Source organism: Alitabrizicola rongguiensis, from assembly GCF_021491355.1.
Classification (GTDB): Bacteria; Pseudomonadota; Alphaproteobacteria; order Rhodobacterales; family Rhodobacteraceae; genus Aliitabrizicola; species Aliitabrizicola rongguiensis.
This window is the reverse complement of record NZ_JAKENF010000003.1, coordinates 461735-488348: the sequence shown is the minus strand read 5'-3', so window position 1 is coordinate 488348 and position 26614 is coordinate 461735. Positions and strand designations below refer to the sequence as shown.

26 protein-coding genes are annotated in these 26614 nt (G+C 64.9%); 12 read left to right on the top strand and 14 right to left on the bottom strand.

Going from position 1 to position 26614, the window contains the following annotated elements; all coding sequences use genetic code 11:
• Positions 1-100: 100 nt before the first annotated feature.
• A complete protein-coding gene (recA, locus tag L0V05_RS13855) occupies positions 101-1171 on the bottom strand; it encodes a recombinase RecA (RefSeq protein ID WP_234871429.1) in 1071 nt (356 codons plus the stop codon).
• Positions 1172-1364: 193 nt separating this feature from the next.
• On the opposite strand from recA, the gene L0V05_RS13850 reads away from it, so the two are divergent.
• The gene (locus L0V05_RS13850; protein WP_234871427.1) at positions 1365-1958 is read left to right on the top strand and encodes a hypothetical protein; all 594 of its coding nucleotides are present in this window, start codon (positions 1365-1367) and stop codon (positions 1956-1958) included.
• Here the strand turns inward: L0V05_RS13850 and L0V05_RS13845 are convergent.
• From L0V05_RS13845 to L0V05_RS13825, 5 genes are all read right to left on the bottom strand, one after another.
• Positions 1955-2857 (bottom strand): EamA family transporter, encoded by a 903-nt coding sequence (locus tag L0V05_RS13845; protein ID WP_234871426.1) that lies wholly within the window; start codon positions 2855-2857, stop codon positions 1955-1957. The genes L0V05_RS13850 and L0V05_RS13845 overlap by 4 nt on opposite strands.
• Positions 2848-3960, bottom strand: a complete 1113-nt coding sequence (locus L0V05_RS13840; RefSeq protein ID WP_234871424.1) for a Leu/Phe/Val dehydrogenase — start codon at positions 3958-3960, stop codon at positions 2848-2850. Before L0V05_RS13840 ends, L0V05_RS13845 begins: the two co-directional genes overlap by 10 nt.
• Before the next feature lie 175 nt (positions 3961-4135).
• Positions 4136-4654 carry a gamma carbonic anhydrase family protein gene (locus tag L0V05_RS13835; RefSeq protein ID WP_234871422.1) on the bottom strand — a complete coding sequence of 173 codons (519 nt, stop codon included), beginning with the start codon at positions 4652-4654 and terminating at the stop codon, positions 4136-4138.
• A complete protein-coding gene (gene gmk, locus L0V05_RS13830; protein WP_234871421.1) occupies positions 4651-5283 on the bottom strand; it encodes a guanylate kinase in 633 nt (210 codons plus the stop codon). The genes L0V05_RS13835 and gmk overlap by 4 nt, the downstream gene beginning before the upstream one ends.
• Before the next feature lie 3 nt (positions 5284-5286).
• Positions 5287-6180 (bottom strand): YicC/YloC family endoribonuclease, encoded by an 894-nt coding sequence (locus tag L0V05_RS13825; RefSeq protein WP_234871419.1) that lies wholly within the window; start codon positions 6178-6180, stop codon positions 5287-5289.
• Between the two features lie 231 nt (positions 6181-6411).
• Here L0V05_RS13825 and L0V05_RS13820 point away from each other — a divergent pair, with 231 nt between their 5' ends.
• Positions 6412-7092 carry a PAS domain-containing protein gene (locus tag L0V05_RS13820; RefSeq protein ID WP_234872198.1) on the top strand — a complete coding sequence of 227 codons (681 nt, stop codon included), beginning with the start codon at positions 6412-6414 and terminating at the stop codon, positions 7090-7092.
• A gap of 6 nt (positions 7093-7098) precedes the next feature.
• Here L0V05_RS13820 and L0V05_RS13815 read toward each other — a convergent pair whose 3' ends face one another.
• A complete protein-coding gene (locus L0V05_RS13815; protein WP_234871418.1) occupies positions 7099-9006 on the bottom strand; it encodes an amidohydrolase in 1908 nt (635 codons plus the stop codon).
• A 199-nt stretch (positions 9007-9205) separates the two neighbouring features.
• Positions 9206-10576 (bottom strand): class II 3-deoxy-7-phosphoheptulonate synthase, encoded by a 1371-nt coding sequence (locus tag L0V05_RS13810; RefSeq protein WP_234871416.1) that lies wholly within the window; start codon positions 10574-10576, stop codon positions 9206-9208.
• A 246-nt stretch (positions 10577-10822) separates the two neighbouring features.
• Here L0V05_RS13810 and L0V05_RS13805 point away from each other — a divergent pair, with 246 nt between their 5' ends.
• Complete coding sequence (locus tag L0V05_RS13805) at positions 10823-11848, top strand: GlxA family transcriptional regulator (protein WP_234871414.1); 1026 nt, start codon at positions 10823-10825, stop codon at positions 11846-11848.
• A 2-nt stretch (positions 11849-11850) separates the two neighbouring features.
• Here L0V05_RS13805 and L0V05_RS13800 read toward each other — a convergent pair whose 3' ends face one another.
• The gene (locus L0V05_RS13800) at positions 11851-12957 is read right to left on the bottom strand and encodes a PQQ-dependent sugar dehydrogenase (RefSeq protein ID WP_234871412.1); all 1107 of its coding nucleotides are present in this window, start codon (positions 12955-12957) and stop codon (positions 11851-11853) included.
• 191 nt (positions 12958-13148) lie between these two features.
• Here L0V05_RS13800 and L0V05_RS13795 point away from each other — a divergent pair, with 191 nt between their 5' ends.
• The 6 genes from L0V05_RS13795 to L0V05_RS13770 all read left to right on the top strand — a co-directional run bounded on the left by L0V05_RS13795 (position 13149) and on the right by L0V05_RS13770 (position 18735).
• Positions 13149-14336: an ABC transporter substrate-binding protein gene (locus L0V05_RS13795; RefSeq protein WP_234871410.1), complete on the top strand. Its 1188-nt coding sequence runs from the start codon at positions 13149-13151 to the stop codon at positions 14334-14336.
• A gap of 131 nt (positions 14337-14467) precedes the next feature.
• A complete protein-coding gene (locus L0V05_RS13790; protein ID WP_234871408.1) occupies positions 14468-15259 on the top strand; it encodes an ABC transporter ATP-binding protein in 792 nt (263 codons plus the stop codon).
• Positions 15260-15345: 86 nt separating this feature from the next.
• Positions 15346-16056 (top strand): ABC transporter ATP-binding protein, encoded by a 711-nt coding sequence (locus tag L0V05_RS13785; protein WP_234871406.1) that lies wholly within the window; start codon positions 15346-15348, stop codon positions 16054-16056.
• Between the two features lie 3 nt (positions 16057-16059).
• On the top strand, positions 16060-16422 hold the full coding sequence (locus L0V05_RS13780; RefSeq protein WP_234871404.1) for a hypothetical protein: 363 nt from the start codon (positions 16060-16062) through the stop codon (positions 16420-16422).
• A gap of 4 nt (positions 16423-16426) precedes the next feature.
• Entirely contained in the window at positions 16427-17437 is a 1011-nt protein-coding gene (locus L0V05_RS13775; RefSeq protein WP_234871402.1) for a branched-chain amino acid ABC transporter permease, read from the top strand.
• Complete coding sequence (locus tag L0V05_RS13770) at positions 17437-18735, top strand: branched-chain amino acid ABC transporter permease (RefSeq protein ID WP_234871400.1); 1299 nt, start codon at positions 17437-17439, stop codon at positions 18733-18735. Before L0V05_RS13775 ends, L0V05_RS13770 begins: the two co-directional genes overlap by 1 nt.
• A gap of 1 nt (position 18736) precedes the next feature.
• On the opposite strand, the gene L0V05_RS13765 is transcribed toward L0V05_RS13770, so the two are convergent.
• The 3 genes from L0V05_RS13765 to L0V05_RS13755 form a co-directional block, all read right to left on the bottom strand.
• On the bottom strand, positions 18737-19189 hold the full coding sequence (locus L0V05_RS13765; protein WP_234871398.1) for a DUF1499 domain-containing protein: 453 nt from the start codon (positions 19187-19189) through the stop codon (positions 18737-18739).
• A complete protein-coding gene (speB, locus tag L0V05_RS13760; protein WP_234871396.1) occupies positions 19186-20154 on the bottom strand; it encodes an agmatinase in 969 nt (322 codons plus the stop codon). The genes L0V05_RS13765 and speB overlap by 4 nt, the downstream gene beginning before the upstream one ends.
• Before the next feature lie 116 nt (positions 20155-20270).
• A complete protein-coding gene (locus L0V05_RS13755) occupies positions 20271-21665 on the bottom strand; it encodes an aminotransferase (protein WP_234871394.1) in 1395 nt (464 codons plus the stop codon).
• Positions 21666-21753: 88 nt separating this feature from the next.
• Here L0V05_RS13755 and L0V05_RS13750 point away from each other — a divergent pair, with 88 nt between their 5' ends.
• The gene (locus tag L0V05_RS13750; RefSeq protein WP_234871392.1) at positions 21754-22134 is read left to right on the top strand and encodes a hypothetical protein; all 381 of its coding nucleotides are present in this window, start codon (positions 21754-21756) and stop codon (positions 22132-22134) included.
• A gap of 77 nt (positions 22135-22211) precedes the next feature.
• Here L0V05_RS13750 and L0V05_RS13745 read toward each other — a convergent pair whose 3' ends face one another.
• Positions 22212-23387 carry a M20 aminoacylase family protein gene (locus L0V05_RS13745; RefSeq protein ID WP_234871390.1) on the bottom strand — a complete coding sequence of 392 codons (1176 nt, stop codon included), beginning with the start codon at positions 23385-23387 and terminating at the stop codon, positions 22212-22214.
• Between the two features lie 76 nt (positions 23388-23463).
• On the opposite strand from L0V05_RS13745, the gene mazG reads away from it, so the two are divergent.
• Positions 23464-24312, top strand: coding sequence for a nucleoside triphosphate pyrophosphohydrolase (gene mazG / locus L0V05_RS13740; protein WP_234871389.1), 849 nt, complete (start codon positions 23464-23466; stop codon positions 24310-24312).
• On the opposite strand, the gene L0V05_RS13735 is transcribed toward mazG, so the two are convergent.
• Positions 24309-25547, bottom strand: coding sequence for a flavin monoamine oxidase family protein (locus L0V05_RS13735; protein ID WP_234871387.1), 1239 nt, complete (start codon positions 25545-25547; stop codon positions 24309-24311). The genes mazG and L0V05_RS13735 overlap by 4 nt on opposite strands.
• A gap of 122 nt (positions 25548-25669) precedes the next feature.
• On the opposite strand from L0V05_RS13735, the gene L0V05_RS13730 reads away from it, so the two are divergent.
• A complete protein-coding gene (locus L0V05_RS13730) occupies positions 25670-26614 on the top strand; it encodes a nucleoside hydrolase (RefSeq protein ID WP_234871385.1) in 945 nt (314 codons plus the stop codon).

Genomic DNA, 26614 nt, shown 5'->3' with positions numbered 1-26614 from the left:
GGCAAAATCCTTTGAAGGATTTTGGCTGCGACCTTCGGTCCAGGCGCAAATGCAAAAGGCCGGGCAAAAACCCGGCCTCCCGTTCATCCTGTCCGGCCGATCACATGTCGTCGACGACATCGCCCGCATCGGGCGAGGCCGACAGGTCGAGCCCGTGGCTGGCGCGGATCTTGCCTTCGATCTCGTCGGCAACCGACGGATTCTGCTTCAGGAACAGCTTCGCGTTCTCGCGCCCCTGCCCGATCCGCTCGTCGCCGTAGGAATACCACGAGCCCGACTTCTCCACGACCCCGGCCTTCACCCCCAGATCGACCAGTTCCCCGGTCTTGGAGATGCCTTCGCCATACATGATGTCGAACTCCACCTCCTTGAAGGGCGGCGCGACCTTGTTCTTGACGACCTTGACGCGGGTGGTGTTGCCCACGACCTCGTCCCGGTCCTTGATCGCGCCGATGCGGCGGATGTCGAGGCGCACGCTGGCGTAGAATTTCAGCGCGTTGCCGCCGGTGGTGGTTTCGGGCGATCCGAACATCACGCCGATCTTCATGCGGATCTGGTTGATGAAGATAACCATGCAATTGCTGCGCCCAATCGAGGCGGTCAGCTTGCGCATCGCTTGGCTCATCAGGCGGGCCTGGCTGCCCATCTGCATGTCGCCCATGTCGCCCTCGATCTCGGCCTTCGGCGTCAGCGCCGCGACCGAGTCGACGATCACCAGGCTGACGGCGCCCGAGCGTACCAGCGTGTCGACGATCTCGAGCGCCTGTTCCCCGGTATCGGGCTGGCTGATGAGCAGCTCATCCAGGTTCACGCCCAGCTTCTTGGCATATTGCGGGTCGAGCGCGTGTTCGGCATCGACAAAGGCGCAGACGCCGCCCTTCTTCTGCTCTTCGGCCACCACATGCAGCGTCAGCGTGGTTTTCCCCGAGCTTTCCGGCCCGTAGATCTCCACGATCCGTCCCTTCGGCAGGCCACCGATGCCAAGCGCGATGTCGAGGCCGAGCGAGCCGGTGGAGGTCGCCTCGATGTCCAGCACCGCGTTGTCGGCACCGAGCTTCATGATCGAGCCCTTGCCGAACTGCCGCTCGATCTGCGCCAGAGCGCTTTCCAGCGCCTTCTGCTTGTCCATGTCGCGCTTTCCGTTCAAGTCGAAGAGAGTGGCGGTAGCCATTTCGGAGACCCTTATTCCACAGGCCGCTTGCAGCGGCAATTGCCCGGTTTGTTCCTGCCTTGTTCTCATATCTATGAGATCAAACCGCGAACAAATCAATCCGCATTTTCCTCTTTGCCGACTTTTTCCCAAGATGGTTAAGCGTTAGTTTACGGCCGCCGCGAAAGGCTGCGGTGACTTCGAAAGGTCTGAAATGCTTGTCTTCTGGGAACAGCGCCTCGCCTTCCTCGCCACGCCCAAGACAGGGTCCACGGCCATCGAATCAGCCCTTCAGCCGCTTGCCGCGCTTGCCATCGAACGCCCGCCGCTGCTCAAACATACGACGGTTCATCGCTATCACCGCTTCATCGGTCCCTATCTGGAAGCCGCCTCGGGCCATCGCTTCACCGTTGTGGCGCTCATGCGCGAGCCGCGCGACTGGCTCGGCAGCTGGTTCCGTTTCCGCCAGCGCGAGGACGTGCCGGATCAGGACAAGAGCACGCGGAAGATGTCGTTCGAGGACTTCGCCCGTGCCTATTGCAGCGACCCTCGCCCGGGATTCGCCGATGTCGGCTCGCAGGAGCGCTTCCTGCGTCCCCGACAGGGCGAGGGGATCGACCGGCTGTTCCGCTACGAGGATATCGACACCTTCGTGCATTTCCTCGAAGACCGGCTGAACTGCGCGATCACCCTGCCCCGACTCAATGTCTCGCCCAAGGCGGACCTGCACCTCTCTTCCGAGATCGAGGCCAAGCTGGCAGACGTGCAGGCCGAGGACCACCGGCTCTACCACTCGATCGCGGACTAGGCTTGATCGGCGCGCGGCATCTCCCTCGGAGCAGGCGCCGGAAGGATGACGGTCAGGGCACTCGCCACAATGACCCCCAGCACGCCGATCCCCTGCGCCACGCCCGGAACCTGCTCCAGAAGCACCAACCCGACCCCGACGCCAATCGCCGGCTCCAGGCTCATCAGGATGCCGAAGGGGCGCTTGCCCATGCGACGCAGGGCCAGCATCTCGAGGCCCGTCGTCATCAAGGGGGAAAGCAGGCCAAGGGCGCAGGCCATCGCGACCAATCGCAGATCTGGCAATTCCGTCAGCGTACCGAGGCCCACAGGGGCTGCAATGAGGGCTGCGGCGGTCACGGCGATCGCAAGGCCCTGCATGCCCGAGAACGCGGCCCCCACCTTCTGGGTCAGGACGATATAGGCCGCCCAGCACAGGGCCGAAGCGAGGGCAAGCGCCAATCCCACAGGTGCAGCGACCCAGCCCTGGTCCTGGGGCCAGACCAGTATGGCGACGCTGGCTGCCGCCAGAAGCGCGATCATGCCGTCAAGGACCCGCCGGGTTGCGAGCAGCGAGAGCCCGAGCGGTCCGATGAACGAGATCGTCGTGACCATGCCGAGCGGCAGCCAGGCCGTGGCGGCAAAGAAGCAAACCGAATACCCCGCAAGAGCGGCCCCGAGCGCGAAGGCACTCCCAGCCGACCGGATGCCCTGCCAGGTCGTCCAGGGCCGGGTCAGCAGCAACAGGATCGCGGCGGCGGTGGCGAGACGCAGACTGGTCAGTGCGAAGGCCCCCATGGCCTCGATCACGGGCTGGGCGAGGGCCGCGGCCATCTGGATCGAGACCATCGAGCCGACCGCCATCAGCGGTGCCGGGACCGAGCCCGAAGCGACCCCATACCGGGTTTCAATCAGTGCCATGCTGCATGCTCCTCTCCGATGGTGCTGCGATCCTGCCTTGCCGCGCCCTGTACGAGACGTTCGCGCACCAGCGCCTCGGCCACCTCGAGCGGCGGTCTCCCCTTTCGGCTGGCGCGCGCAAGGATCAGCAAGGTCGTGTCGGCGATCCTCCCGCAGGCCTTCAGCACACGCTCGGCACTGTATCCCGGTCCCTCCAGGGCCACGTCGATCACTCCGCCGGCATTGGCGACGTAGTCGGGAACAAAGAGCACGGCCCTTTCGTGCAGCGCCTGGGCCAACCGTTTTTCCTGCAACTGGTTGTTGGCCCCGCCGACGATCAGCGGCGCCTTGACATCGGCAATGCTGCGCGATGTCAGGACGCCGCCAAGGGCATTGGGGGAAAGGATGTCCGCCGCAGCCGAGAGGATCCGATCAGGCGGCACAGACACGGCATCGAATGCCGCGCGCGCCATCTCGACCGCTTCGGGCCGGATATCGCTGACCAGAAGTTGTGCGCCCGCGTCCCTCAGGTAACGGCAAAGGCGAAAGCCGAGACTGCCGAGCCCCTGCACCGCCACGGTCACCCCGGAAAGGTCGGTGACGCCAAAGCGCAGGCGTGCAGCCGCCAGAAGCGAAAGGAACGTGCCGTATGCAGCGGCGGGACAGGGTTCGCCCGCCGCATCCGGCAAACCACGCGCATGCGGAGTGACGCGGCGCATCACCTCCATGTCGCGAACCGAAGTGCCCACGTCGTCCGCAGTCAGATAGCGCCCGCCCAACCGGTCAATCGCCTCGGCCAGTCTCAGGAGCAGCGCATCGGATTTCTGCCGGGCAGGCTCGCCGATCACCACGCATTTGCCGCCCCCGAACGGCAGGTCGGCGAGCGCCGACTTGCGCGTCATCGCGGCAGAGAGCAGCAGGGCGTCTGACAGGGCCGCCGGCGTTGTCTGATAGGGCATCATCCGGCAACCGCCGAATGCCGGGCCTAGCGTTCGGTCATGAATCGCAATGAAGGCGTGCAGCCCCGCCCCGTCATGGCGGACCTCGACGACCTCCTCGTAGCCCTGAATTGAAAGTCTCTTTAGAGAAACCGCGTTGAGCACGACGGGAGAGGCGAAGGTCATGGACGAATTCCCTGCAAGCGCCCCGGCGGGGCCGGCCAGTCACAGGAATTCGATACAGGATGGTGCGGAGACCACGTGTTAGCCTCGCGCAAGCGGCTCGTCAGGCGCGCCGCAACCAGCGTGATTTCTCCGTTAGATCGGAGGATTTGGCCGAATGACTATCCCGGTCGCCCGGTCAGACGCGCTTCATCCCGCCGGCAAAGCGCCGCGCATTGTTGCGATATCCTTCAGCCGACAGGAGCAGCTTCGCCTGGGCCGCCTCGTCGAGTTGCCGCACCACCTTGCCCGGCGCACCCATCACAAGGCTGCCATCGGGGATTTCCTTGCCTTCGGTGATGAGCGCCCCGGCCCCGATCAGGCAGCCCCTGCCGATCTTCGCGCCGTTCAGCACGATGGCCCCCATGCCGATCAGGCTGCCGTCGCCGATGGTGCAGCCATGCAGCATCGCCTTGTGACCGATGGTGCAGTCAGCGCCGATGGTCAGGGGAAATCCCATGTCGGTATGCAGCACGCAGTTTTCCTGAACGTTGGACCCGAGGCCGATGCGGATTTCCTCGTTGTCGCCGCGCGCGGTCACCCCGAACCAGATCGAGGCTTCGGACTCGACCACGATCTTGCCGATCAGGCAGGCGGTCGGCGCCACCCAGGCATCCGCGGCAACCAGCGGGGCAATGCCGTCGAGTTCAAAGATCATCTCAGTTCAAACTCCCTGTTCAGTCCGCGGACAAAATCGCTCAATCCCGGCTGGCGGAACCGCTTGAGCCGCTCGGCACGCACGATCGCCTTCAACTCGTCCTCGGCCGCATCGAGGTCATGGTTGACCAGAACATAATCATATTCCGCCCAATGGCTGATCTCGTCACGGCTTTTCGCCATACGTCCAGCGATTACCTCGTCACTGTCCTGAGCGCGGTTGCGCAGACGGTTTTCAAGCTCGGCAATCGAGGGAGGCAGGATGAAGATCGACACCACATCGTCGCGCATTGCCTGGCGGATCTGCTGGCCGCCCTGCCAGTCGATGTCAAAGACCGTGTCGCGCCCCGCAAGCATCGCCTCTTCGACCGGGGCGCGCGGGCTGCCGTAGAGATTGCCGAATACCTCGGCATGTTCCAGCATCTGGCCGGCAGCGATCATCGCCTCGAATTCCGGCCGTGACCGGAAGTAATAGTCGCGGCCATCGACCTCGCCCGGACGAGGCGAGCGCGTCGTCGCCGAGACCGAGAAGCTCAGGGTCGGATCCCAGGCCATCAGCCGCTTGGTGAGGCTCGATTTCCCGGCCCCCGAGGGCGACGAGAGGATCAGCAGAAATCCGCGCCGGGCCATGACTTATTCCACGTTCTGAACCTGTTCGCGCATCTGATCTATGACCGTCTTGAGGTCAAGCCCGATGCGGGTCAGTTCGATCGCCTGCGCCTTGGAGCAGAGCGTGTTGGCCTCGCGGTTGAACTCCTGCATCAGGAAGTCGAACTTGCGGCCCACCGCGCCTTTCTCGGACAGAAGCGCACGCGCGGCGGCGATATGGGCGCGGAGACGGTCGATCTCCTCGGTCACGTCGGCCTTCACCGCCAGCATCGCCAGTTCCTGCGCCACGCGCGTCTGGTCGACGCCCTCGCTGTTGGCCAGCACCCGGGAGAGGTTCTCGCGCAGGGTCGCGGCCATCGTGTCGCGCCGGGCTTCGGCCTCGCGTACGGCATCGGCAGTGAGCGTCTCGATCCGGTCGATCTGGCCGGCGATGACATGCGCCAGCGCCGCACCCTCTGCCCTGCGGGCGGCTGCGAAGGCATCGAGCAGTGGCGCGAGATCGGCCAGCAGCGCCTCGCGCAAGGCACCCGCCTCGTCCTCGTCCCCGCCGCCCGGATCCATCACCCCGCGCAGTGAAAGCACCTCGGCGGCGGTCGGGGGCGAAACAGTGACGCCCTTCAGCGCCGCTCGCTCCTCGACCTCGGCCAAAACGGAGAGCACCGCATCAAGCACGACCGGGTTCAGGCGCACGGTTTCGGCCCCTGCCTCGCGCGCGGCCTTGAGCGTCAGGCTGACATTGCCGCGATGAATCCGCTTGCCCAGCTCGGCCCGGAGCGGCGCTTCTAGAGCGTCGATCCAGTCGGGCAGGCGCAGGCGCAGGTCCAGCCCCTTGCCATTGACCGAGCGGATGTCCCAGGCCCAGCTGGCGCCGGCACCCTGCCCTTTGCGGCTGGCAAAACCCGTCATCGAGGTGACCATCGTCTGCGCTCCCTGCCCCCTCCGACGGCATGGGTGCCGGCGGCTTAACCAAATGCGAGGATTTCACTCCGCTCCGGCACAAATCCGGTGTAGTTTACAATCGGGTAACCAAAGGGATGCCGCCCCCGACCGCCTCGCCTTCCTTCGGAAGTAGCAGAGCCGGCCGATGGGAACAACCGGAGCGACCGGCCGAGCAGGCGGTGAATTCGGACCAACCGGGGAGTGGCTGAGATGAAGAAGGATCGGCGGATGGGCGATTTCGGCATGGGGACGGCGTTCCAGCCCCTGCAGGAGGTTCGTGCCTACTGGGAGGGCCTGCGCTCGGGCAACGCGCCGCCGGCGCGCGCGGCGCTTGATCCGCGCGGGATGGAGCGGTCGCTGGAGCATGTATTCCTGATCGAACGCGTCGCCCATGGCGTAGCACGCTTCCGGCTGGCCGGGATGCATCTAGTGCAGCTGTTGGGGATGGAGGTGCGCGGGATGCCCCTGACCGCGCTGTTCGAGCCCGCCGCCCGTGACCGGGTCATGGAGGCGACGGAAGCGGTCTTTGCCACACCGTCGATCCTGACATTTGCACTGGCAGGGGATCACGGCCTTGGCCGCCCGGCAATCGAAGCGCGCATGCTGTTGCTGCCGGTGATGGGCGACACGGGAAGTTGCGACCGGGCGCTTGGCTGCCTGGTGACACTTGGCCTGATCGGCCGCAGCCCGCGCCGCTTCAGTGTGACGCGCGAAGTGCCCGAACCCTTGGCGGCTGTGTCTTGGCCTGCCGTCCCGATCGATAGGACACCCTCGCCCATCCGGCAGGCCGACCCTGTCCGAGAGCTCGCCGAAGCGCCCGCGCCCTTCCACGCCATCGGCAAAGCGAAGACGCACCGATCGCATCTGCGCCTCGTCAAGTCCGACGACTGACTGCGGTCATGCCCGCTCGAATGGCCGGGCCAGCGCGCAAGCCTCACAGCAATAGCCGCCGCCTTGGGCATGATCCTTGGCAGCCGCGAAGTGCAGGAAGTTCTGGTAGGGATCGCTGCCGTTGTTGGGGCGGTAGTCCAGGCGACCCTCCTTCTGACCTGCCTGGTAGATGCTTTGCCCTTCCTTGATCGTCTCGACCACGGTCAGCTGCTCCAGCGTGTCGGGATCGACCGAGGTCGGATCGGCGGACAGGATCACGAGGTCGGCCAGCTTGCCCACTTCCAGCGAACCCTTGGTGCCATCCTCGAAATGCGCCCAGGCAGGCCAGATTGTCATCGCCTTCAGGGCCGTCATCACATCCACGCGCTGTGCCGGTCCGATGATGTCGCCCGAGCGGGAGCGCCGCGTCACCGTCGCATCCAGCACGCGCATCGAGTCCGGGAAGGCAACCGGCGCGTCGTGATGGGTGCTGAACTTCATCCCGCGCTTCATCACCCAACCGGTGGGAGAGATGTTGTCTGCCAGCTCCGGCCCCACGGTATGATCGCGGTGCCAATCGCCCCAGTAGAAGGTGTGCATGGGAAAGAGCGACGGGAACACGTTCAGCGTCTTGTAGCTGTCCACCTGATCCTCGCGCAGGAACTGGCCATGGATCAGTTGCGCGCGGCGGTCGGCATTTGCGCCATGCTTGTCCGTGGCCACCGCGACGCCCGCAATCAGCATGTCGTTGGCCGCCTCGCCGTTGGCATGGGTGTTGATCTGGATGCCGTTCGCAAAGGCCCAGTCCACGGCATCATCCACCTGGTCCTGCGTCGCCGAAGGGTAGCCTCGATAGCCGGGCGGATAGTCCCCGACCGGGTTGTAATAGGGCCGATCACGATAGGCGGTGAAGCCCTGCGGCGAGCCGTCGATGGTCAGTTTAGCCCCGGCGACGCGGAAGCGGTTCGTGTAGGTTGGCGAGACGTTGCCCTTGACGAAATCGCGCGCCACCAGCACGTCCGGATAGGTCAGCACGTCGATCTTGAAGCCGCCCTCCTTGGCCACCTCGGCCATGATCTCGACCTGAACCGGCACCGAGCGTCCCTCTTCGGCGGTGGTATAGCCATAGCGCGTCCACAACTCCGCCCCGGCCCGGGCTATGGCCTTCATCCCGTCGCGATCGACCGAGGACATCAGTTTCATCCAGGCCAAGTTGTGGGCGTTTTCCTCGAGAACCCCGGTCGGCTCCCCATTCGCATCCTTGCGGATCACGCCACCGGGCGGATCGGGCGTATCGCGGGTAATGCCGGCGATCTCTAGCGCCTTGGAATTGGCCGCGCCCATATGGCCGGACTGGTGGATCAGATAGACCGGGTACTCAGTCGAAATGGCGTCGAGGTCGGCGCGATCAGGGTCACGCAACTCGGCAAGGGTGGACTTGTCGAACCCGAACCCCATGATGAGCTTGGTCTTTTCTACGGTTCCCTGATTGGCGGCGATCCAGTCACGCAGAACCTTCTGCAGACTGGCGATGTCGGTCACATCGCCGTCCGGCGGGGCAAGCATGTTGGCGGTCAGCGCCTGAATGCCACCCACGAAGACATGGCCGTGGGCATCGAAGAAGCCGGGCAGCAGGGCTTTCCCGTCCAGATCCACAACCTCTGTCGCGTCCCCCTCCAGGCCCATGACGACATTCTCCGGTCCCACCGCGACGATGCGGCCGGCACGGATGGCAACAGCCTCAGCGCGCGGTTGGGCGTCGTCCATCGTCAGGATCGCTCCGCCCCGGTAGATCACGTCGGCAGGCGCTTCGTCCGATGCCAGAGCCGCCTGAGGAAGATCTAGGACCGCAGCCATCACGGAAAAACTGGCGCTCCCGGCAAGCAGCTTGTTCAAAGAACGGCGTGTCAGGCAGCCTGATGTCGTGTCGGTCATGTGCTTCCCCCCTGCCATGATCGCACCATGCTATGGGCTGCCGCGGATCATGATTGTCGCGGTGCTGACATTTCCGCCCACATTTCCCCCCCAAGGCAACTGAAAAGGAAAGGTCCACCGGCCATGGATGACCGGTGGACCTATTTGTACCGTCGCAGTCAAATGCAGGCGGGCGCAGCGTTACCGCCACGCGCCGCCTTCAGAGCGCAACCCGGCGGGCGCCTTCGCGGAAGCCGGTGAGTTCCTCGGCGACGAGGAAGGCCAGCTCCAGCGACTGGCTGGCGTTCAGCCGCGGGTCGCAGGCAGTGTGATAACGATCCGACAGATCCTCGTCCGTAACGGCGCGCAGACCGCCGGTGCATTCCGTCACGTCCTTGCCGGTCATCTCGAAATGAACGCCGCCGGGGATCGTTCCTTCGGCCTTGTGCACCTGGAAGAACTCTCGCACCTCACGCAGCACGCTCTCGAACGGCCGGGTCTTGTAGCCCGAAGCCGCCTTGATGGTGTTGCCGTGCATCGGGTCGCAGGACCAGACGACATTGGCGCCTTCCTCGCGCACAGCCTTGATGAGCCGCGGCAGATTCTCGCCCACCTTCCCCGCACCAAAGCGGGCGATCAGCGTCAGCCGTCCCGCCTCGTTCTGCGGGTTGAGCTTGGCCATCAGCACCTTCAGGTCCTCGGCCGTGGTCGAGGGGCCGCATTTCAGCCCGATCGGGTTCAGCACGCCGCGGCAGAACTCGACATGCGCGCCGTCGGGCTGACGGGTCCGGTCACCGATCCAGATCATGTGGCCCGAGCCCGCGACCGGCTGGCCGGTGATCGAGTCGATCCGGCAGAGCGCCTCTTCGTACTCCAGAAGCAGCGCCTCGTGGCTGGTGTAGAAGTCCACGGTTGAGAGCGACGGCGCCGTCTCCGAGGTGATCCCGGCGGCGTTCATGAAGTCGAGCGCGTCCGAGATGTGGTTGGACAGTTCGCGATAACGCTCGGCCTTGTCATGCTCGGCAAAGCCGAGGGTCCAGCTGTGCACGCGATGGATGTCGGCAAAACCGCCGGTCGAGAAGGCGCGCAGCAGGTTGAGGCTGGCCGCCGCCTGCGTATAGGCCTGCAGCATCCGCGCCGGATCCGGAACACGGGCGTCGGGAGTGAAGTCGAAGCCATTGATGATGTCGCCGCGGTAGCTCGGCAGTTCCTGACCGCCGACGACCTCGGTTGCTGCGGAGCGCGGCTTGGCGAATTGCCCCGCCATCCGGCCGACCTTGATGACCGGCACCTTGGCGCCATAAGTCAGCACCACCGCCATCTGCAGCATCACCCGGAAAGTGTCGCGGATGTTGTCGGCGCTGAACTCGGCAAAGCTCTCGGCGCAGTCCCCGCCCTGAAGCAGGAACGCCTTGCCCTCGGCCGCAAGCGCGAGTTGCTTCTTCAGCTTCCGCGCTTCACCGGCAAAGACGAGCGGAGGATATTTCGCCAGTTGAGCCTCGACGGCCTGCAAGGCGGCCTGATCGGGATAGTCGGGCATCTGGATCCGCGGCTTCGCGCGCCAGTCCGATTTGCTCCAGCCCTTGGTCATGGCTTTTCTCCGTCTGTTAGCGGTCGCAGGAGCGTATAAGGAATGCTCTCGCCGATGGAAAGGTCTTGTTCCAGCCGCACCGCAGCATGCCGCGCGGCACCAAATCGCAGCGTCCCGATCCCATCGGTCGCAGCAAAACCGGGCCGCGCGATTGTTTCATCGCTGAAACACGCGCGAACCGCCCCTTGCGGAGCGTCGGTTTCCCTGATTGATTGGCTATGAACGACACATTCAGGTCGCAAAAAGATGTTGCCCGTCCGTCATGCGGAAGTCCGCCCGCGCGAGGCCAGCCGGCCCCGCCGCTTTGTCTTCCTGCTGCTCGACAAGTTCACGATGGTGTCCTTTGCCGGCGCCATCGAGCCATTGCGCATCGCCAACCGCATGGCCGGCAAGAAATTGTTCGACTGGATCCTGATCGGGGAAGGCGGAGACAGCGTCAGCTGCTCGAACGGCGCGTCTTTCAAGCTTGATGCCGGGCTGATCGAGCTCGACCGCGAAGACACGCTTCTCGTCTGTGGCGGTCTCGACGTGCAGAAGGTGACATCCAAGGCCGTCATCTCTTGGCTGCGGCGGGAAGCACGGCGCGGGTTGACGATCGGCGGAATTTGCACCGGTGGCTGGGCCATGGCCAAGGCGGGCCTGCTCGACGGCAAGAAGGCGACGATCCACTGGGAAAACCAGGACGGCTTCCTTGAGGAATTCGAGGATGTGAAGCTCACGAAATCGATCTTCGTCATCGACGGCAGCCGGATGACAACGGCGGGCGGGACCTCGTCGATCGACCTTATGTTGAAGCTCATCGCCGCCGACCATGGCGACGAACTGGCCAATACGGTTGCCGACCAGCTGATCTACACCTCCATCCGGACCGACCAGGACACGCAGCGCCTGTCGATTCCCACCCGCATCGGGGTGCGCCATCCCAAGCTGTCTCAGGTCATCCAGATGATGGAAAACAACATCGAGGACCCGATCAGCCCTGCGGACCTTGCCGAAGATGTCGGCATGTCCACCCGTCAGCTCGAGCGGCTGTTCCGCCGCTACCTCAACCGCAGCCCCAAGCGCTACTACATGGAGCTTCGCCTGCAGAAGGCGCGGAACCTGCTGATGCAGACCGATATGAGCGTCATCAACGTAGCACTGGCCTGCGGATTTGCGAGCCCCTCGCATTTCTCGAAATGCTACCGAGCGCATTACAACACCACGCCCTATCGCGAGCGCGGAACGCAGGGTGCGGCACCGACTCCGGGCCTCACGCGGCTGTCGATCTGACGCTAGGATCGCGACAGGCGATAGACAGCCCCGTCATTGACCGACAGGAACCAGATCGCTCCATCCGGCCCCTCGCGGACATCCCGCACCCGCCCTGTCTGCGGCAACGCGATGCGCGTCTCGCGATAGCCATCGTCCGGATCGAGCCGGGCGATGTAGTCGAACTTCAGACTGCCGATGAAGATGTCGCCCTCCCATTCCGGGAACATGCGTCCTGACAGGAAGACCATCCCTGACGGCGCAATCGAGGGGTCCCAGAAATGCACCGGCTGCTCGAGCCCGGGGGCCGATGTCCCCTGCCCGATCTGACCGCCGCCGTAGTTCTTGCCATAGCTGATGACCGGCCAACCGTAGTTGCGCCCCGGCTCGACACGGTTGAGTTCGTCGCCCCCCTGCGCCCCATGCTCGACGACCCAAAGCTGACCGCTCGCGTCCAGCGCCGCGCCCTGCGGGTTGCGGTGGCCCTTCGAGTAAAGTTCGGGAAGTCCCTTTTCGCCGAAAAGGCCGGGCGAGGCGGGGCTTCCGTCCCGCCGCAGATGCACGACCGAACCCTCATGCCGGGCAGGATCCTGTGCCGGCATCCCCGCGCCACGCTCGCCGATCGTCAGGAAGATCGTGCCATCCGGCGCCTCGACGATCCGAGATCCGAAATGGCGCCCGCCATTGCTGCCCGGCACCATTTCGAACAGAACCTTCACCTCGGTCACCTCGGTGAAGTCCGGGGAAAAGCGCAGTGCGGCGAGCGCCGTCCCGGACCCTTCGCCTTGCGCCCGCGCATAGCTGACCAGGACTTCCCGGCGCGCGGATACGTTGCGGGGAACCATGACGTCGAGGAGACCGCCCTGCCCCTCTGCCACCAGATCGGGAAATCCGTCGAAAGACATGAGCGGCTCGCCCCCGGATGCCGGGTAAAGGGACAGGCGTCCGTCCCGTTCGGTAACGAAGAACCTCCCATCAGGCAGAAAGCCCAGCCCCCAGGGCTCATCAAGGTCTGCGGCCATCTCGGTCACGCGGAGCGGTTCCGCCGCCATGATCGCTCCAGCCAGTGATAGGCCGACAAATCCGGCCGCGAGACCTGCCCAGATCCGTGAACGCCCACCCTTGCGCATCGCTTTCTCCGCCTCGATCCTGCCTTCGGCAAACAGCTAACGCGGTGCAACCGAACCGCCACGAAACGCCGATCACATCTGCTTCAGAGCGCCGCGACAACCTGAGGTTGGCGGCGATTCTGGACACTTTTCTTTTTCAACGCGGCCCTCTAGGTTGCGCTCAGGACTTTGTTCCAACACGGGAGTAAAAAATGAAAAAACTGCTTACGGCGTCCGCGATCACGGCGCTGATGGCCGGCGTCGCAAGTGCCGAAGAGGTCAAGCTTGGCGTTCTGATCGGCTTCACCGGCCCGATCGAATCGCTGACCCCGGCGATGAACGCGGCGGCCGAAATGGCGGCCAAGGAAGTGTCGGATTCCGGCAAGCTGCTCGGCGGCGCCACCGTCGTGACGCTGAAGGGCGACACCACCTGCGCGATCGACACCGCCGCGGCGACCGCCGCCGCTGAAAAGCTCATCACCACCGATAAGGTCAACGGCATCATCGGCGGCGACTGCTCTGGTGTGACCGGCGCTATCCTGCAGAACGTCGCCCGCCCGAACGGCATGGTGATGGTCTCGCCGTCCGCTACCTCGCCGGCCCTTTCCACAGCCGAGGATGATGGCCTGTTCTTCCGGACCGCGCCTTCGGATGCGCGTGAAGGCGAAGTCATGGCCGACATCCTGACCGAAAAGGGCATCAAGTCGATCGCCCTGACCTACACCAACAACGACTACGGCAAGGGTTTGGCGGAATCGATCGCCAAGAGCTTCGAGGCGAAGGGCGGCAAGGTCACGATCAACGTGCCCCACGACGACGGCAAGGCCGACTACTCGGCCGAAGTCGCGGCGCTGGCTTCGGCGGGCGGCGACATCCTCGTCGTGGCCGGCTACCTGGACCAGGGCGGCAAGGGCATCATCCAGGCCTCGCTCGACTCGGGTGCCTTCTCGACCTTCGGTCTGCCGGGCGGCATGATCGGCGACTCGCTTCCCACCGCCATCGGACCGGGCCTGGACGGCTCCTTCGGCCAGATCGCCGGTTCGGACTCGGTCGGCGCCAAGACCTTCGAAGAGATGATGAAGGCGATCAGCATGGACGGCACCTCGGCCTACTCGCCCGAGAGCTATGACGCCGCCGCGCTCATCCTGCTGGCGATGCAGGCCGCCAAGTCGAGCGATCCCAAGGTCTACAAGGAAAAGATCATGGAAATCGCCAACGGCCCCGGCGAGAAGATCTATCCCGGCGAACTCGCGAAAGGTCTGGAACTGCTCGCAGCCGGCACCGCGATCGACTACGAGGGTGCGACCGCCGTCACTCTCGTCGGCCCGGGCGAAAGCGCCGGCCGCTATCGCGAGATCGTCGTGAAGGACGGCAAGAACGAGACCGTCGGCTTCCGTTGATCCGCGCATCCGCGATCGACTGTTGACAAGAAGGAACGGCCCGGACATACGCCCGGGCCGTTGCCAATAGAAACACCTGCCCGACCGCGGCCACCGCGGGAACGAGAGCGGGGAAGACTGGGGGTTGCCGCATGATCGTCGTCGAGGATCTGCACAAACATTTCGGCGGTTTCCACGCTGTGGACGGGGCATCGATCCGGATCGAGACCGGCTCGATCACCGGGTTGATCGGACCGAATGGCGCAGGCAAGACCACGCTCTTCAACGTCATCGCCGGACGCCTCAAGCCCACCTCTGGCCGCGTCATCATGGATGGCGAGGACATCACCGGCCTTTCGCCGCACGAGCTGTTCCACAAGGGCCTTTTGCGCACCTTCCAGATCGCCCATGAATTCGGTTCCATGACCGTGCGCGAGAACCTTATGATGGTGCCCGCGTCCCAGCATGGCGAGACGATCTGGAACGCGGTCTTCTCGCGTGGCCGCATCGCCGCGGAAGAGAAGCGCCTTCGCGAAAAGGCCGACGAGGTGCTCGACTTTCTGACCATCAGCCATCTGGCCGACCAGAAGGCCGCCAACATCTCGGGCGGGCAGAAGAAGCTCCTGGAACTCGGTCGGACGATGATGGTCGATGCCAAGATCGTCTTTCTGGACGAGGTGGGCGCCGGCGTGAACCGCACGCTCCTGAACACGATCGGCGATGCCATCGTGCGGCTGAACAAGGAGCGCGGCTATACCTTCTGCGTCATCGAGCATGACATGGATTTCATCGCCCGCCTCTGCGATCCGGTGATCGTGATGGCCGAGGGCAAGGTGCTGGCCCAGGGTCCGGTCGATGTCGTCAAGAGCGACGAGCGGGTGATCGAAGCCTATCTGGGCCGCGGCCTGAAGAACAAGGTCAAGGAGGAAGCCGCGCATGCGTGAGCGCGAGCTGCACGAATTTTCTGGCGAAAATTCAGGAATTTACGGAGCCGGCGGAGAATTTTCGCCAGAAAATTCGGGAGCCGCCCATGGCTGAGCCCTTCCTCATCGGCGAGGCGATGACCGGCGGCTACGGCGCCGTGAACATCCTCAACGACTGCACGATCTCGGTCGACAAGGGCCAGATCGCGGTGATCGTCGGCCCGAACGGCGCCGGCAAGTCTACCGCGATGAAGGCGGTCTTCGGCATGCTGAACCTGCGCGGCGGCAAGGTCCGGCTGAACGGCGAGGACATCACCGCCCTGTCGCCGCAGGCCCGCGTCGCCAAGGGCATGGCCTTTGTCCCGCAGACCCACAACATCTTCACCTCGATGACGGTCGAGGAAAACCTCGAGATGGGCGCCTTCCTGCGCCGCGACGACATCCGCCAGACGATGGAACAGGTCTATCACCTCTTCCCGATCCTGCGTGACAAGCGCCGTCAGGCCGCAGGCGAGCTTTCCGGCGGCCAGCGCCAGCAGGTCGCCGTGGGCCGGGCGCTGATGACTCAGCCCCAGGTCCTGATGCTGGACGAACCAACCGCCGGCGTGTCGCCCATCGTCATGGATGAACTCTTCGACCGGATCATCGAGGTCGCCCGCACTGGCATCTCGATCCTGATGGTCGAGCAGAACGCCCGCCAGGCGCTCGAGATCGCCGATCGCGGCTATGTGCTGGTCCAGGGTGCCAACCGCTACACCGACACGGGCAAGGCTCTGCTGGCCGATCCCGATGTCCGCCGCACCTTCCTGGGGGGCTGAGACATGCGCTGGCTCTTGCTCCTCTGTCTTGGCGCCACCGCCGCGCAGGCAGGCTCCCAGGCGACCTATGATTGCCGGATCGACCGGATTTGCATCGTGGGCGAGACCTGCCAGGCGGCGATGGACAGCTTTGTCCTGACACCGACGCCCGAAGGCTATGGCGCGTCCATCGACGGCGATCAGGTCAAGCTGCGTCGCATCGCGCCGCCCGCGGCCGAGATGCAGACCTTCGCCATCGCTTCGCCGGATTCGATCGCGGTCATGCTGTCGCTATTGCCCGATGGCGCAGTGATCGTGACCATCCAGGAAGAGCTTGATGGCCCGCATGCCGAGACGATGATCGGCCAATGCGTGCAGGAGACCTGAGACAATGGACGTTCTGAACGCCCTCATCACCTTCCTGAACTTCGTCGCCGTTCCGGGGCTGGCCTATGGCTCACAGTTGGCACTTGGCGCGCTTGGGGTGACGCTAATCTACGGCATCCTGCGCTTCTCGAACTTCGCGCATGGCGACACGATGGCTTTCGGCACGGCCATCACCATCCTGTTGACCTGGTGGTTCCAGTCGCATGGCATCTCCTTCGGCGTGCTGCCGACCGCGCTTCTGGCCCTGCCCTTCGCCATCGCCGCGACTGCCGGCGTTGTCCTGCTGACCGACCGCGTGGTCTATCGCTTCTACCGCCGGCAGAAGGCGGCGCCGTCGATCCTTGTCATCGTCTCGCTCGGTGTGATGTTCGTGATGAACGGCATCGTCCGCCTGGTGATCGGGGTCGACGAACAGAACTTTGCCGATGGCGGGCGCTTCCTGATCTCGGCCGGCGACTTCAAGGCGGCGACCAGCCTGGCCGAGGGTCTGGCGATCAAGTCGACGCAGGCGATCACCGTGATAACCGCCGTGGTCGTGGTGGCACTGCTGTTCTGGTTCCTGCAGAAGACCCGCACCGGCAAGTCGATGCGCGCCTTCTCGGACAACGAGGATCTGGCGCTGCTCTCTGGCATCAACCCCGACCGCGTGGTGCAGGTGACCTGGATCATCGCCGCGGCGCTTGCCACCATTGCGGGGGTTCTTTACGGCCTCGACAAGAGCTTCCGCCCCTTCACCTATTATCAGTTGCTCCTGCCCATCTTCGCGGCGGCCATCGTCGGCGGCCTCGGCAACCCGCTTGGCGCCATCGCGGGCGGCTTCGTTATCGCCTTTTCCGAGGTGATGGTGACCTATGCCTGGAAGAAGGTCGCGACCTATGTCCTGCCGGAAAGTCTGGCCCCTGACAGCCTGCTGCAGCTTCTGTCTACCGACTACAAGCTGGCGGTCAGCTTCGTGATCCTCATCATCGTGCTCCTGTTCGCGCCGACCGGCATCTTCAAGGGGAAATCCATATGATGTCGCGCAACTTCTTCCTGTTCGCCGCGATGGCGGGGCTCTATGCGCTGACCGGTTTCCTGCTCAGCTGGAACGTCTCGCTCTCGATCCTGAACACCGCGCTGCTGGCGACGATCATGGCGCTCGGCGTCAACATGCAGTGGGGCTATGCCGGCCTCTTCAACACGGGCGTCATGGGCTTTGTCGCCCTTGGCGGGCTTGCGGTCGTGCTGACTTCGGCAGAGCCGACGCCCGATGCCTGGGCAGCCGGCGGTCCCGGAATCGTCTTCGGTCTGCTCCTTGGCGCAGCGACCATCGCCGCCGCGATCTTCGCGTGGAAGCGGATGGCCGCCGGCCGTCTGCGCACGCTGGTGCTTCTGGCGATCCTGATCGGTGGCTTCTTCCTGTTCCGCGCCGTCTTCGATCCGGCTGTCACCGCGGTCGAGGCCAACAACCCGGCGACCTACGGCAACCTTGGCGGGCTTGGCCTGCCCTCGCTTCTGGCCTGGCCCGTTGGCGGTCTTTTCGCCGCTCTCGCCGCCTGGGCGATCGGCAAGACGGCCCTTGGCCTGCGCTCGGACTACCTCGCCATCGCCACGCTCGGGATCGCCGAGATCATCACCTCGGTCCTGCGCAACGAGGACTGGCTGGATCGCGGCGTCAAGAACGTCCTGAAACTGCCGCGGCCTTGGCCGGTGCCCTACGAGGTAAACCTGCAGCAGAACCCGGCCTTCCTCGATTTCACCACGCGGTGGGAGCTGGACCCGGTCGCAACCTCCACTATCTTCGTGAAGCTCTGCTACACCTCGCTCTTCGCCGCCGTCCTGCTGATCGCGATCTGGCTGACCGAGCGGGCGCTGAAATCGCCCTGGGGCCGGATGATGCGCGCCATCCGCGACAACGAGGTCGCGGCCGAGGCGATGGGCAAGGACGTTACCCGCCGCCACCTTCAGGTGTTCATCCTCGGTTCGGCGCTGATCGGTATCGCCGGCGCCATGATGACCTCGATGGACGGGCAGCTGACCCCGGGCACCTACAACCCGCTGCGCTATACCTTCCTGATCTGGGTGATGGTCATCGTCGGCGGGTCGGGCAACAACTGGGGCACCGTGCTGGGCGGCCTCCTGATCGGCTGGCTGTGGCTGATCGTGGAAAGCATCGGCCCGGCCATCATGGGCGGTGTTACGGCGGCGATGGCGGACGGTCCGCTGAAGCAGCACCTCGTCGACTCTGCGCCGCATATGCGGCTTCTGTCGATGGGGGTGATCCTGCTTCTGGTCCTGCGCTTCAGTCCGCGCGGCCTGATCCCCGAGAAGTGAGTTACTGGGCGAGCCTTTTCGCCCAGTCCTCGACCCGCGCCCGGTTCACGCCGAGGTCACCCTTGCCGAAGCGCGAACGGGCGAAAATCACAACCTGCGATCCGCCCGCAGCCGGCACGACCCGGACGCTGGTGTAGTCGGGGAAGCCCCAGAGCGCCGACCGGGTGACATAGGTCACCCAGTCGCCCTGCCCCGCCAGCACCTGCGTGCGCGGAGTTGCCATCGCAACGGCCTGCACCTTTGCCGCCGCCTGATCCGGCGGAAGCGGCAGGAACAGCGGCGCTGCGTCGCCGTCGCCTTCGCGCAGCAGATAGAAATTCGGCGTCGCGGGCTTCGCCGCCGTCAACGGATCGACATGCCACACCGCCGGATCAGATGGGGCAAGACGCACATAGGCGCCGAACGCCCCGACCACGACGACCAGCGCAATTGCCGCAACGCCGAGCTTCGTCATTTGCGATGCGCCTTGTTCCAAGCGTAAAGCGCGATGATCTCATAGGCAACATGCGCCCCCGCGATCGCCGTCGCTCCGGTCGTGTCATAGGGCGGCGAAACCTCGACGATATCCCCGCCGATGATGTGGATCCCCGCGAGGTCGCGCAGCATCGCCGCCGCCTGCCACGACGCCAACCCGCCCCAGACCGGCGTGCCGGTGCCGGGCGCGAAAGCCGGGTCGAGCGCATCGATGTCGAAGGTCAGGTAGACTGGCCGATCACCGACGATGGCCTTGACCCGCTCGACCACGCGGGCCACGCCTTCCTCATGCACCGTGCGCGCGTCGATCACGTTGACGCCAAGATAATCCTCGGTCGTGGTACGGATGCCGATCTGGACCGAGTGGGTCGCATCGACGAGGCCGGTCTTCACCGCCTTGTACATCATCGTGCCATGATCGATCCGGGTCATGTCGTCATCCGGCCAGAGGTCGGAATGCGCGTCGAAATGGATCACCGCTACGGGCCCGAACTTCTCGGCATAGGCTTTGAGGATCGGGAAGGTGATGAAGTGGTCCCCCCCAAGCGTCACTGTACCTGCCCCGGCCGTCAGGATCGTGCGGATATGCTCGGTCAGCGTGTCGGGAAAGTCCGAGGTCTTGGCATAGTCGAAGGCGACATCGCCATAGTCGATGACGCTCAGTTCCTCCAGCGGGTCGGTGCCCCAGCCGAAAGGCGGGTCATAGGGCTGCAGGGTCGAGGCCTCGCGAATGGCGCGCGGTCCGAAACGGGTGCCGGTCCGGTGCGTTACCGCCTGGTCGAAAGGCACGCCGGTGACCGCCAGATCGACCCCGGTCAGGTCCTTGGTGTAGGTGCGGCGCAGGAAACTCGTGGCCCCGCCGAAGGCATTCTCGAAGGAATAGCCCCGCAGGCCCTTGCGGGTGAAGGCGGTGTCGACCTCGTTCTTGGCATTTTCCAGTGCCATGACGATCCTCTCTGGTGAGATAGGCGGAATCGTTCGGGGCCGGAGACACCGCAGATCCGGTCGCCGCGCAGGAAGCCCCGCCGGGGGCTTCCTGTCAAGATCAGTATTTGATCAAATCAGCCGAGTTTCACGCCCTCGCGCACCAGCTGGTCTGTGACTTTGCCGATGGCCTTGTCGAGCGTACGGGTGATGAAGCCCACATCCTCCTCGGTCAGGACCAGAGGCGGCGACATGACGTTCAGATGGCCGATCGGGCGCACCATCAGGCCCATCCCCTCGCAGACATCCGAGATACGCTTGCCGATGTTCAACTCGTCCGGCAGCAGCGCCTTCGTCTCCTTGTCGGCGACGTTCTCGACGCACATCATCAGCTTCTTGCCGCGCACCTGCCCGACGATGGCATGATGTTCCAGCGCCTTGAGTTCGCGCTCGAACACCGCACCGACCCGCGCGGCATTGCCCAGCAAGTCCTCGCGCTCGAGAATCTCGATGTTCTTCAGGCTGGCCGCGCAGGCCACCGGATGGCCAGAATAGGTGAAGCCCGAGGTGAACCAGCGTTCGCCTTGCGCCGCCATCGCGTTCCAGACGCGATCCGAGAAGATCATCGCCCCGATCGGGATATAGCCCGAGGACAGGCCCTTGGCGGTGCAGATGATGTCGGGCTGCACGCCGAACTCGTCCCACGAGGCGAACCAGTGGCCGAGCCGCCCAAAGGCCGTGACGACCTCGTCGGCGACGAACAGGATGTCATGCTTGCGGCAGACCTCCCACATCCGTTTCAGATAGCCCTCCGGCGGCACGATGACCCCGCCCGAGGCCTGGATCGGTTCGGCAAAGAAGCCGCCGATCCGGTCGGCACCGACGCGGTCGATCAGGTCCTCGAACTCGCGCACCAGCGCATCGCAAAACTCGGCCTCAGTCATCCCCGCGGGCCGGCGATAGGGGTTCGGCACCGACAGGTGGTGGATACCGTCGGTCTTGTAGCGGAACTCGTCCACCCGGTCGCCGGGCCGCTTGCCGACCGACTGCGAAAGGTATGTCGAGCCGTGATAGCTGTAGTCGCGGGCGACGATGTCCATCTTCTGCGGACGGCCCATGCAGCTTTGGTAATACTGCACCATCCGCGCCGCCGTATCGACCGCCGTCGAGCCGCCGGTGGTGAAATGCACCCGGTTCAGATCGCCCGGCGCCAGTTCGGCGAGCTTCGCCGCCAGCCGCGCCGAGGGGTCGTTGGTCATGTCGACGAAGGTGTTGGAGAAGGCCAGCCGCTCTGCCTGGTCGGCAATGGCCCGAGCCATCTCGCGCCGACCAAGGCCGATATTGGTGCACCACAACCCGCCGACCGCGTCGAAATACTTTTGTCCGTTGGCATCCCACAGCCAACAGCCCTCGCCTCGGCTGATGACGAGCGCGCCTTGGTCCTCGAACGGGCCGAAATTGGTCCAGGGATGCAGGGCATGCGCGCGGTCCATCTCCCAAAGGGACTGGGCAGCGAAGTTCTGGGCTGTCAAGGATCACTCCATCGGTTGCGCGAGTCGTATTGACTGCGCAGTCAGAATACAGATTTGATCAAAAAACACCAGCCCTCTCGGAGATCGCATGCACCTCCTTCGCCCTGCTCTTGCCTATACCGCCGTGTCCTTCGCGATGGGTTTCCTGCTTGGCACCGGTCGCGTGCTCTTCATTGCTCCGGCCATCGGACCGTTTGCCGCCGTCGCGCTGGAACTGCCCCTGATGCTGGCCGTCAGCTGGTTGGCGGCGGGAAAGGTGCTGCAACGCTGGCCCCTGCCTGACCGTGCCAGCCGGCTGGGCATGGGGATTGTCGCCTTTCTGCTGCTGATGGGGGCAGAACTGGCCCTGGGCCGATGGGGCTTCGGCCAATCCTGGGTGCAGTTGGCATACGGGTTGATGAAACCTGCCGGAATGCTTGGCCTTGCCGGGCAGATCGGCTTCGGCCTGATCCCGCTGATCCGCCGCTGATTTCTTCTGTTCCCAAATATCCTCGGGGGGTGAGGCCGAAGGCCGAGGGGGGCAGACAGCCCCCATTCCCGGCCGCCTTACGCGACCGGCTGGGCCCGCTCGACCAGCTTCACGAAGAAACTCGCCCCAACCGGCGCCGCTTCGTCGTTGAAGTCGAAGCCGGGATGGTGCAGCCCCGCCCCGCCATTCGCGCCCGGCCCGGTCCCGAGGAACAGGTAGGCCCCCGGACGCGCCTCGAGCATGTAGGCGAAATCCTCGGACCCCATCTCGCGCGGGGAATTGGCATCGACCAGATCCTCGCCCGAGATCTCGGCGGCGACCTTCGCAGCGAATTCCGTCTCGGCCGGGTGGTTCACCGTGGGCGGATAGCCAAGCTCGTACTTGATCTCGACATCGACATTGTAGGCCGCAGCGTGGCCCTCGACGATCTCGCGGAAGCGTTTCTCGACCATCGCCCGCACCTCTGGAGTGAAGGTGCGGATCGTCGCGCAGAACCAGCCGTCCTCTGGGATGATGTTCGAAGCGGTGCCAGTATGGATCTGGGTCACCGACAGCACGAGGTCGTCGAGCGTGTAGAGGTTGCGGCTGATGATCGTCTGCAGCGCCGACACCATGCCGACGATGGCCACAACCGGGTCCACCGTCTCGTGCGGGGTTGCGCCATGACCGCCCCGGCCGATGACCCGCACCGTCGCCGTATCGACCGCCGCCATCAGCGGGCCGGGCGTTGTGATGAACTTGCCGAAGGGCATGTTCGGGGCATTGTGGATGCCATAGACTTGGGTGATGCGGAAGCGGTCCATCACCCCTTCCTTGACCATCACCTCGCCGCCGCCGCCATCCTCTTCCGCCGGCTGGAACAGAAGCGCCACGCGACCCGCAAAATTCCGCGTCTCGCAGAGGTACTTCGCAGCGCCAAGCAGCATCGTCACATGCCCGTCATGGCCGCAGGCATGCATCTTTCCGGGCACCGTCGAGGCATACTCTGCTCCGGTCAGCTCGCCGATCGGCAGCGCATCCATGTCGGCCCTCAGGCCGATGGTCGGTCCCTTCCCCTGCCCGTTGATGATGCCGACCACGCCCGACACCGCGATGCCCTCATGGATCTCGTCCACGCCGAATTCCTTCAGCCGCTCGACGATCCAGGCAGCGGTCTTGTGGCACTGGAACTCCAGCTCCGGATGCTGATGCAGGTAACGGCGCCAGCCTTTCATCTCTTCGGCATAGTCGGCGATACGGTTAACGACGGGCATACATGGACTCCGTGGGAAGGCAGCGCTAAGCCGCTGGCATAGCCCCTGACACAATCCGAAAACAGCGAGCGCCGCAATGCCCCGACCGACTCTTGACCCTACGGCAAGCGACAGGCTGGTCCGCGACGGATCGGCGGGGATCGAGCGCCTTCTGGAAATCATGCGCCGCCTGCGCGACCCCGTGACCGGCTGCCCCTGGGACATAGAGCAGGATTTCGCCACCATCGCCCCCTACACCGTCGAAGAGGCGCACGAGGTCGCCGACGCGATCGAACGGCAGGCCTGGGACGAATTGCCGGGCGAGCTGGGGGACCTGCTACTTCAGGTGGTGTTCCACTCGCAAATGGCCGAGGATGCTGGGCTTTTCGACTTCTCCGACGTGAACCGCGCCATTTCGGACAAGATGCTTGCCCGACACCCGCATGTCTTTGGCGAGGAAAGCCGCGACAAGTCGGCCGAGCAGCAGACTGCCGACTGGGAACGGATCAAGGCCGCCGAGCGGGCGGACAAGGACGAGGGCCGCGTCCTCGACGGCATCGCCATGGGCCTCCCCGCGCTGACCCGGGCGGTGAAACTCCAGAAGCGTGCCGCGCGCGTGGGCTTCGACTGGCCCTCGACCGACGAGGTGGTCGCGAAGATCGCAGAAGAGGCGCAGGAACTGGTCGAGGCGCGCACCTCCCTGACCGAGGCCGAGATCACCGAGGAATTCGGCGACCTCCTGTTCGTCATGGCCAACCTCGCCCGCCACCTGAAGGTCGATCCCGAGGCCGCGCTCCGTGCCGCCAATGCCAAGTTCACCCGTCGCTTCCGCAGAATAGAGGACTGGCTGGCCGAAACCGGCCGCCGGCCCGAGCAGAGCGACCTTGCCGAGATGGACGCGCTCTGGAACCGGGCCAAGGCCGAGGAAAAGGGCCGCGCGGACTAGCCGATCCGCGCCGCTGCCCGCTTCGCCGCATCCTGCCCGGACTGCCAGGCACCATGCGCGGTTGCTTCCCATTTCAGCGAGAATGCCTCGCCCGCGAACAGGATATCGCCTGTCTCGGCCGCGATCATCTCGCGCCGGCGCCCGGCAAGGCCGGGTTTCGCATGGCTGTAGGCGCCCCGGATCAGCGGATTGGTCAGCCAGCCCGTCACCTCGGCATGGGTCACGTCGCCCCGGATCGCCGAGCCGAAGGCATCCGCGAGCCGCTCAACCCCCAGATCGATCATCGCCTGCCGTCCGGCTGCAACCAGCGCCCGTGCATCCGATCCGCCCACATGCGCGATAAGGATCGGCGTCCGGGTCGGCGCGAATTCAAAGCTCAGGGGCTGCCCCTGTCCGGGTTCAATCCAGCAAAACTGCGTCTCGCCAGGGTCGATCGGCGGGCGGCGGAGGGCAATCGCGATCTTCTCATAGGCACCACAGGGCACGTCGGCGATCCTGTCCAGCACCGGCAGGGCATCCGGGGCGTCGAAGTGGATCGCACCCGCCGCCAATACATTGGTCGAAACCGTCACGATCGCTGCCCTTGCCTCGATCGTCCCCGCTCCGGTGACCACCCGCACCCCGCCCGGCCGCTGCTCGACCGCCGTGACCGCAGTATTCAGCCGGATCGGCAGACCCGACGCCATCCGCTCGATCAGATCGCCCAGACCGCTGCGCACGACATAGTTCACCTCGGTATCGGCATAATCGGCATAGCCGCTGACCGAAACGTCCTGCGGGTCGCCGCTCGACATCAGACGGGCAACGTAGCGGATTTGCCTGGCCCAGGGACCGGAGTTCGGCAGGATCGTATCGAGCGACCCGTCCGATCCGGCGGCCGCGGCGGCATAGACGGCGGCGAAGGCGCGGTCGAAAGCATCGCCCGACTCGGCCAAACCCGCCTCGTCCTGCCAGGTTCCATTTGCCCACGTCATGTTCGAGGAGATGCGGTCCTCGCGCTCGAAATCCGCCCCGAGCCGCTCGCCCCAGGCGACCAGCGGGTTCACATCGGCGCAGTGGAACCAATGGCAACCCTGATCCCAGGGGTCAGGCAGGGAAACGCGATCAGTATATGCCCGGCCCCCGACGCGGTCCGCGGCCTCGAGGATGACAAAGCTATGCCCCTGCGCCTCTAGCGCCTGACCCGCCCCGATTCCCGCCGCCCCGGCGCCGATCACCACCACGTCCACCTGCATTGCCTTCCCCCATCTTTGCCGCCACTCTTGCAGGCCCGACGACCGCGCGCCAGCCGACTCGCGATCTGGACAAGTCGGACGGCATGGGCTTTGCTCTGGCCTCGCCAGTGAAGGAGACCCGCATGACCACCCCCCGCAAGATCATCATCGACACCGATCCCGGGCAGGACGATGCCGTGGCCATCCTGCTGGCGCTGGCCAGCCCCGAGGACATGGAGGTGCTGGGCATCACCGCCGTTGCCGGCAACGTGCCGCTGCCCCTGACCCAGAAGAACGCCCGCATCATCTGCGAGCTCGCTGGCAAGCGCGACACCAAGGTCTTCGCCGGCTGCGACGCGCCGCTGAAGCGCAAGCTGGTCACCGCAGAGCATGTCCATGGCAAGACCGGCCTCGACGGCCCGCCCATGGCCGACCCGACCATGCCGCTCCAGTCCCAGCATGCGGTCGATTTCATCATCCACACGCTGCGCCGCGAACCGGCAAAGAGCGTCACCCTCTGCCCGCTCGGTCCGCTGACGAACATCGCCACCGCCTTTCAGCGCGCCCCCGACATCGTCGAGCGCGTGCAGGAGATCGTGCTGATGGGCGGCGCCTATTTCGAGGTCGGGAACATCACCCCGGCGGCTGAATTCAACATCTATGTCGACCCGGAAGCTGCTGAAATCGTGTTCAAATCCGACGCGCCGATCGTTGTGATGCCGCTCGACATGACCCATCAGGCCCTGACCACCAAGCCCCGCATCGAGGCGTTCCGAGCCATGGGCACAGAGGCCGGCCGCATGGTTGCCGCCTGGACAGACTTCTTCGAGCGGTTCGACGTGGCGAAATACGGCAGCGAGGGCGCACCGCTGCACGACCCGACCGTGATCGCCTACCTGATCCGGCCGGACCTCTTCTCGGGCCGCTACATCAATGTCGAGATCGAAACCAAGGGCGAGTTCACCCTTGGCATGACGGTCGCCGACTGGTGGGGCGTGACAGACCGCGCGCCGAACGCGATGTTCATCCGCACCGTCGATGCCAACGGCTTTTTCGACCTCCTGGCCGAGCGCATCGCGCGGCTATGA

Bases quoted from the DNA above. Each gene is read 5' to 3' on its own strand.
- recA (WP_234871429.1), bottom strand. From the start codon at position 1,171: ATGGCTACCGCCACTCTCTTCGACTTGAACGGAAAGCGCGACATGGAC.
- L0V05_RS13850 (WP_234871427.1), top strand. From the start codon at position 1,365: ATGCTTGTCTTCTGGGAACAGCGCCTCGCCTTCCTCGCCACGCCCAAG.
- L0V05_RS13845 (WP_234871426.1), bottom strand. From the start codon at position 2,857: ATGGCACTGATTGAAACCCGGTATGGGGTCGCTTCGGGCTCGGTCCCG.
- L0V05_RS13840 (WP_234871424.1), bottom strand. From the start codon at position 3,960: ATGACCTTCGCCTCTCCCGTCGTGCTCAACGCGGTTTCTCTAAAGAGA.
- L0V05_RS13835 (WP_234871422.1), bottom strand. From the start codon at position 4,654: ATGATCTTTGAACTCGACGGCATTGCCCCGCTGGTTGCCGCGGATGCC.
- gmk (WP_234871421.1), bottom strand. From the start codon at position 5,283: ATGGCCCGGCGCGGATTTCTGCTGATCCTCTCGTCGCCCTCGGGGGCC.
- L0V05_RS13825 (WP_234871419.1), bottom strand. From the start codon at position 6,180: ATGGTCACCTCGATGACGGGTTTTGCCAGCCGCAAAGGGCAGGGTGCC.
- L0V05_RS13820 (WP_234872198.1), top strand. From the start codon at position 6,412: ATGAAGAAGGATCGGCGGATGGGCGATTTCGGCATGGGGACGGCGTTC.
- L0V05_RS13815 (WP_234871418.1), bottom strand. From the start codon at position 9,006: ATGACCGACACGACATCAGGCTGCCTGACACGCCGTTCTTTGAACAAG.
- L0V05_RS13810 (WP_234871416.1), bottom strand. From the start codon at position 10,576: ATGACCAAGGGCTGGAGCAAATCGGACTGGCGCGCGAAGCCGCGGATC.
- L0V05_RS13805 (WP_234871414.1), top strand. From the start codon at position 10,823: ATGTTGCCCGTCCGTCATGCGGAAGTCCGCCCGCGCGAGGCCAGCCGG.
- L0V05_RS13800 (WP_234871412.1), bottom strand. From the start codon at position 12,957: ATGCGCAAGGGTGGGCGTTCACGGATCTGGGCAGGTCTCGCGGCCGGA.
- L0V05_RS13795 (WP_234871410.1), top strand. From the start codon at position 13,149: ATGAAAAAACTGCTTACGGCGTCCGCGATCACGGCGCTGATGGCCGGC.
- L0V05_RS13790 (WP_234871408.1), top strand. From the start codon at position 14,468: ATGATCGTCGTCGAGGATCTGCACAAACATTTCGGCGGTTTCCACGCT.
- L0V05_RS13785 (WP_234871406.1), top strand. From the start codon at position 15,346: ATGGCTGAGCCCTTCCTCATCGGCGAGGCGATGACCGGCGGCTACGGC.
- L0V05_RS13780 (WP_234871404.1), top strand. From the start codon at position 16,060: ATGCGCTGGCTCTTGCTCCTCTGTCTTGGCGCCACCGCCGCGCAGGCA.
- L0V05_RS13775 (WP_234871402.1), top strand. From the start codon at position 16,427: ATGGACGTTCTGAACGCCCTCATCACCTTCCTGAACTTCGTCGCCGTT.
- L0V05_RS13770 (WP_234871400.1), top strand. From the start codon at position 17,437: ATGTCGCGCAACTTCTTCCTGTTCGCCGCGATGGCGGGGCTCTATGCG.
- L0V05_RS13765 (WP_234871398.1), bottom strand. From the start codon at position 19,189: ATGACGAAGCTCGGCGTTGCGGCAATTGCGCTGGTCGTCGTGGTCGGG.
- speB (WP_234871396.1), bottom strand. From the start codon at position 20,154: ATGGCACTGGAAAATGCCAAGAACGAGGTCGACACCGCCTTCACCCGC.
- L0V05_RS13750 (WP_234871392.1), top strand. From the start codon at position 21,754: ATGCACCTCCTTCGCCCTGCTCTTGCCTATACCGCCGTGTCCTTCGCG.
- L0V05_RS13745 (WP_234871390.1), bottom strand. From the start codon at position 23,387: ATGCCCGTCGTTAACCGTATCGCCGACTATGCCGAAGAGATGAAAGGC.
- mazG (WP_234871389.1), top strand. From the start codon at position 23,464: ATGCCCCGACCGACTCTTGACCCTACGGCAAGCGACAGGCTGGTCCGC.
- L0V05_RS13735 (WP_234871387.1), bottom strand. From the start codon at position 25,547: ATGCAGGTGGACGTGGTGGTGATCGGCGCCGGGGCGGCGGGAATCGGG.
- L0V05_RS13730 (WP_234871385.1), top strand. From the start codon at position 25,670: ATGACCACCCCCCGCAAGATCATCATCGACACCGATCCCGGGCAGGAC.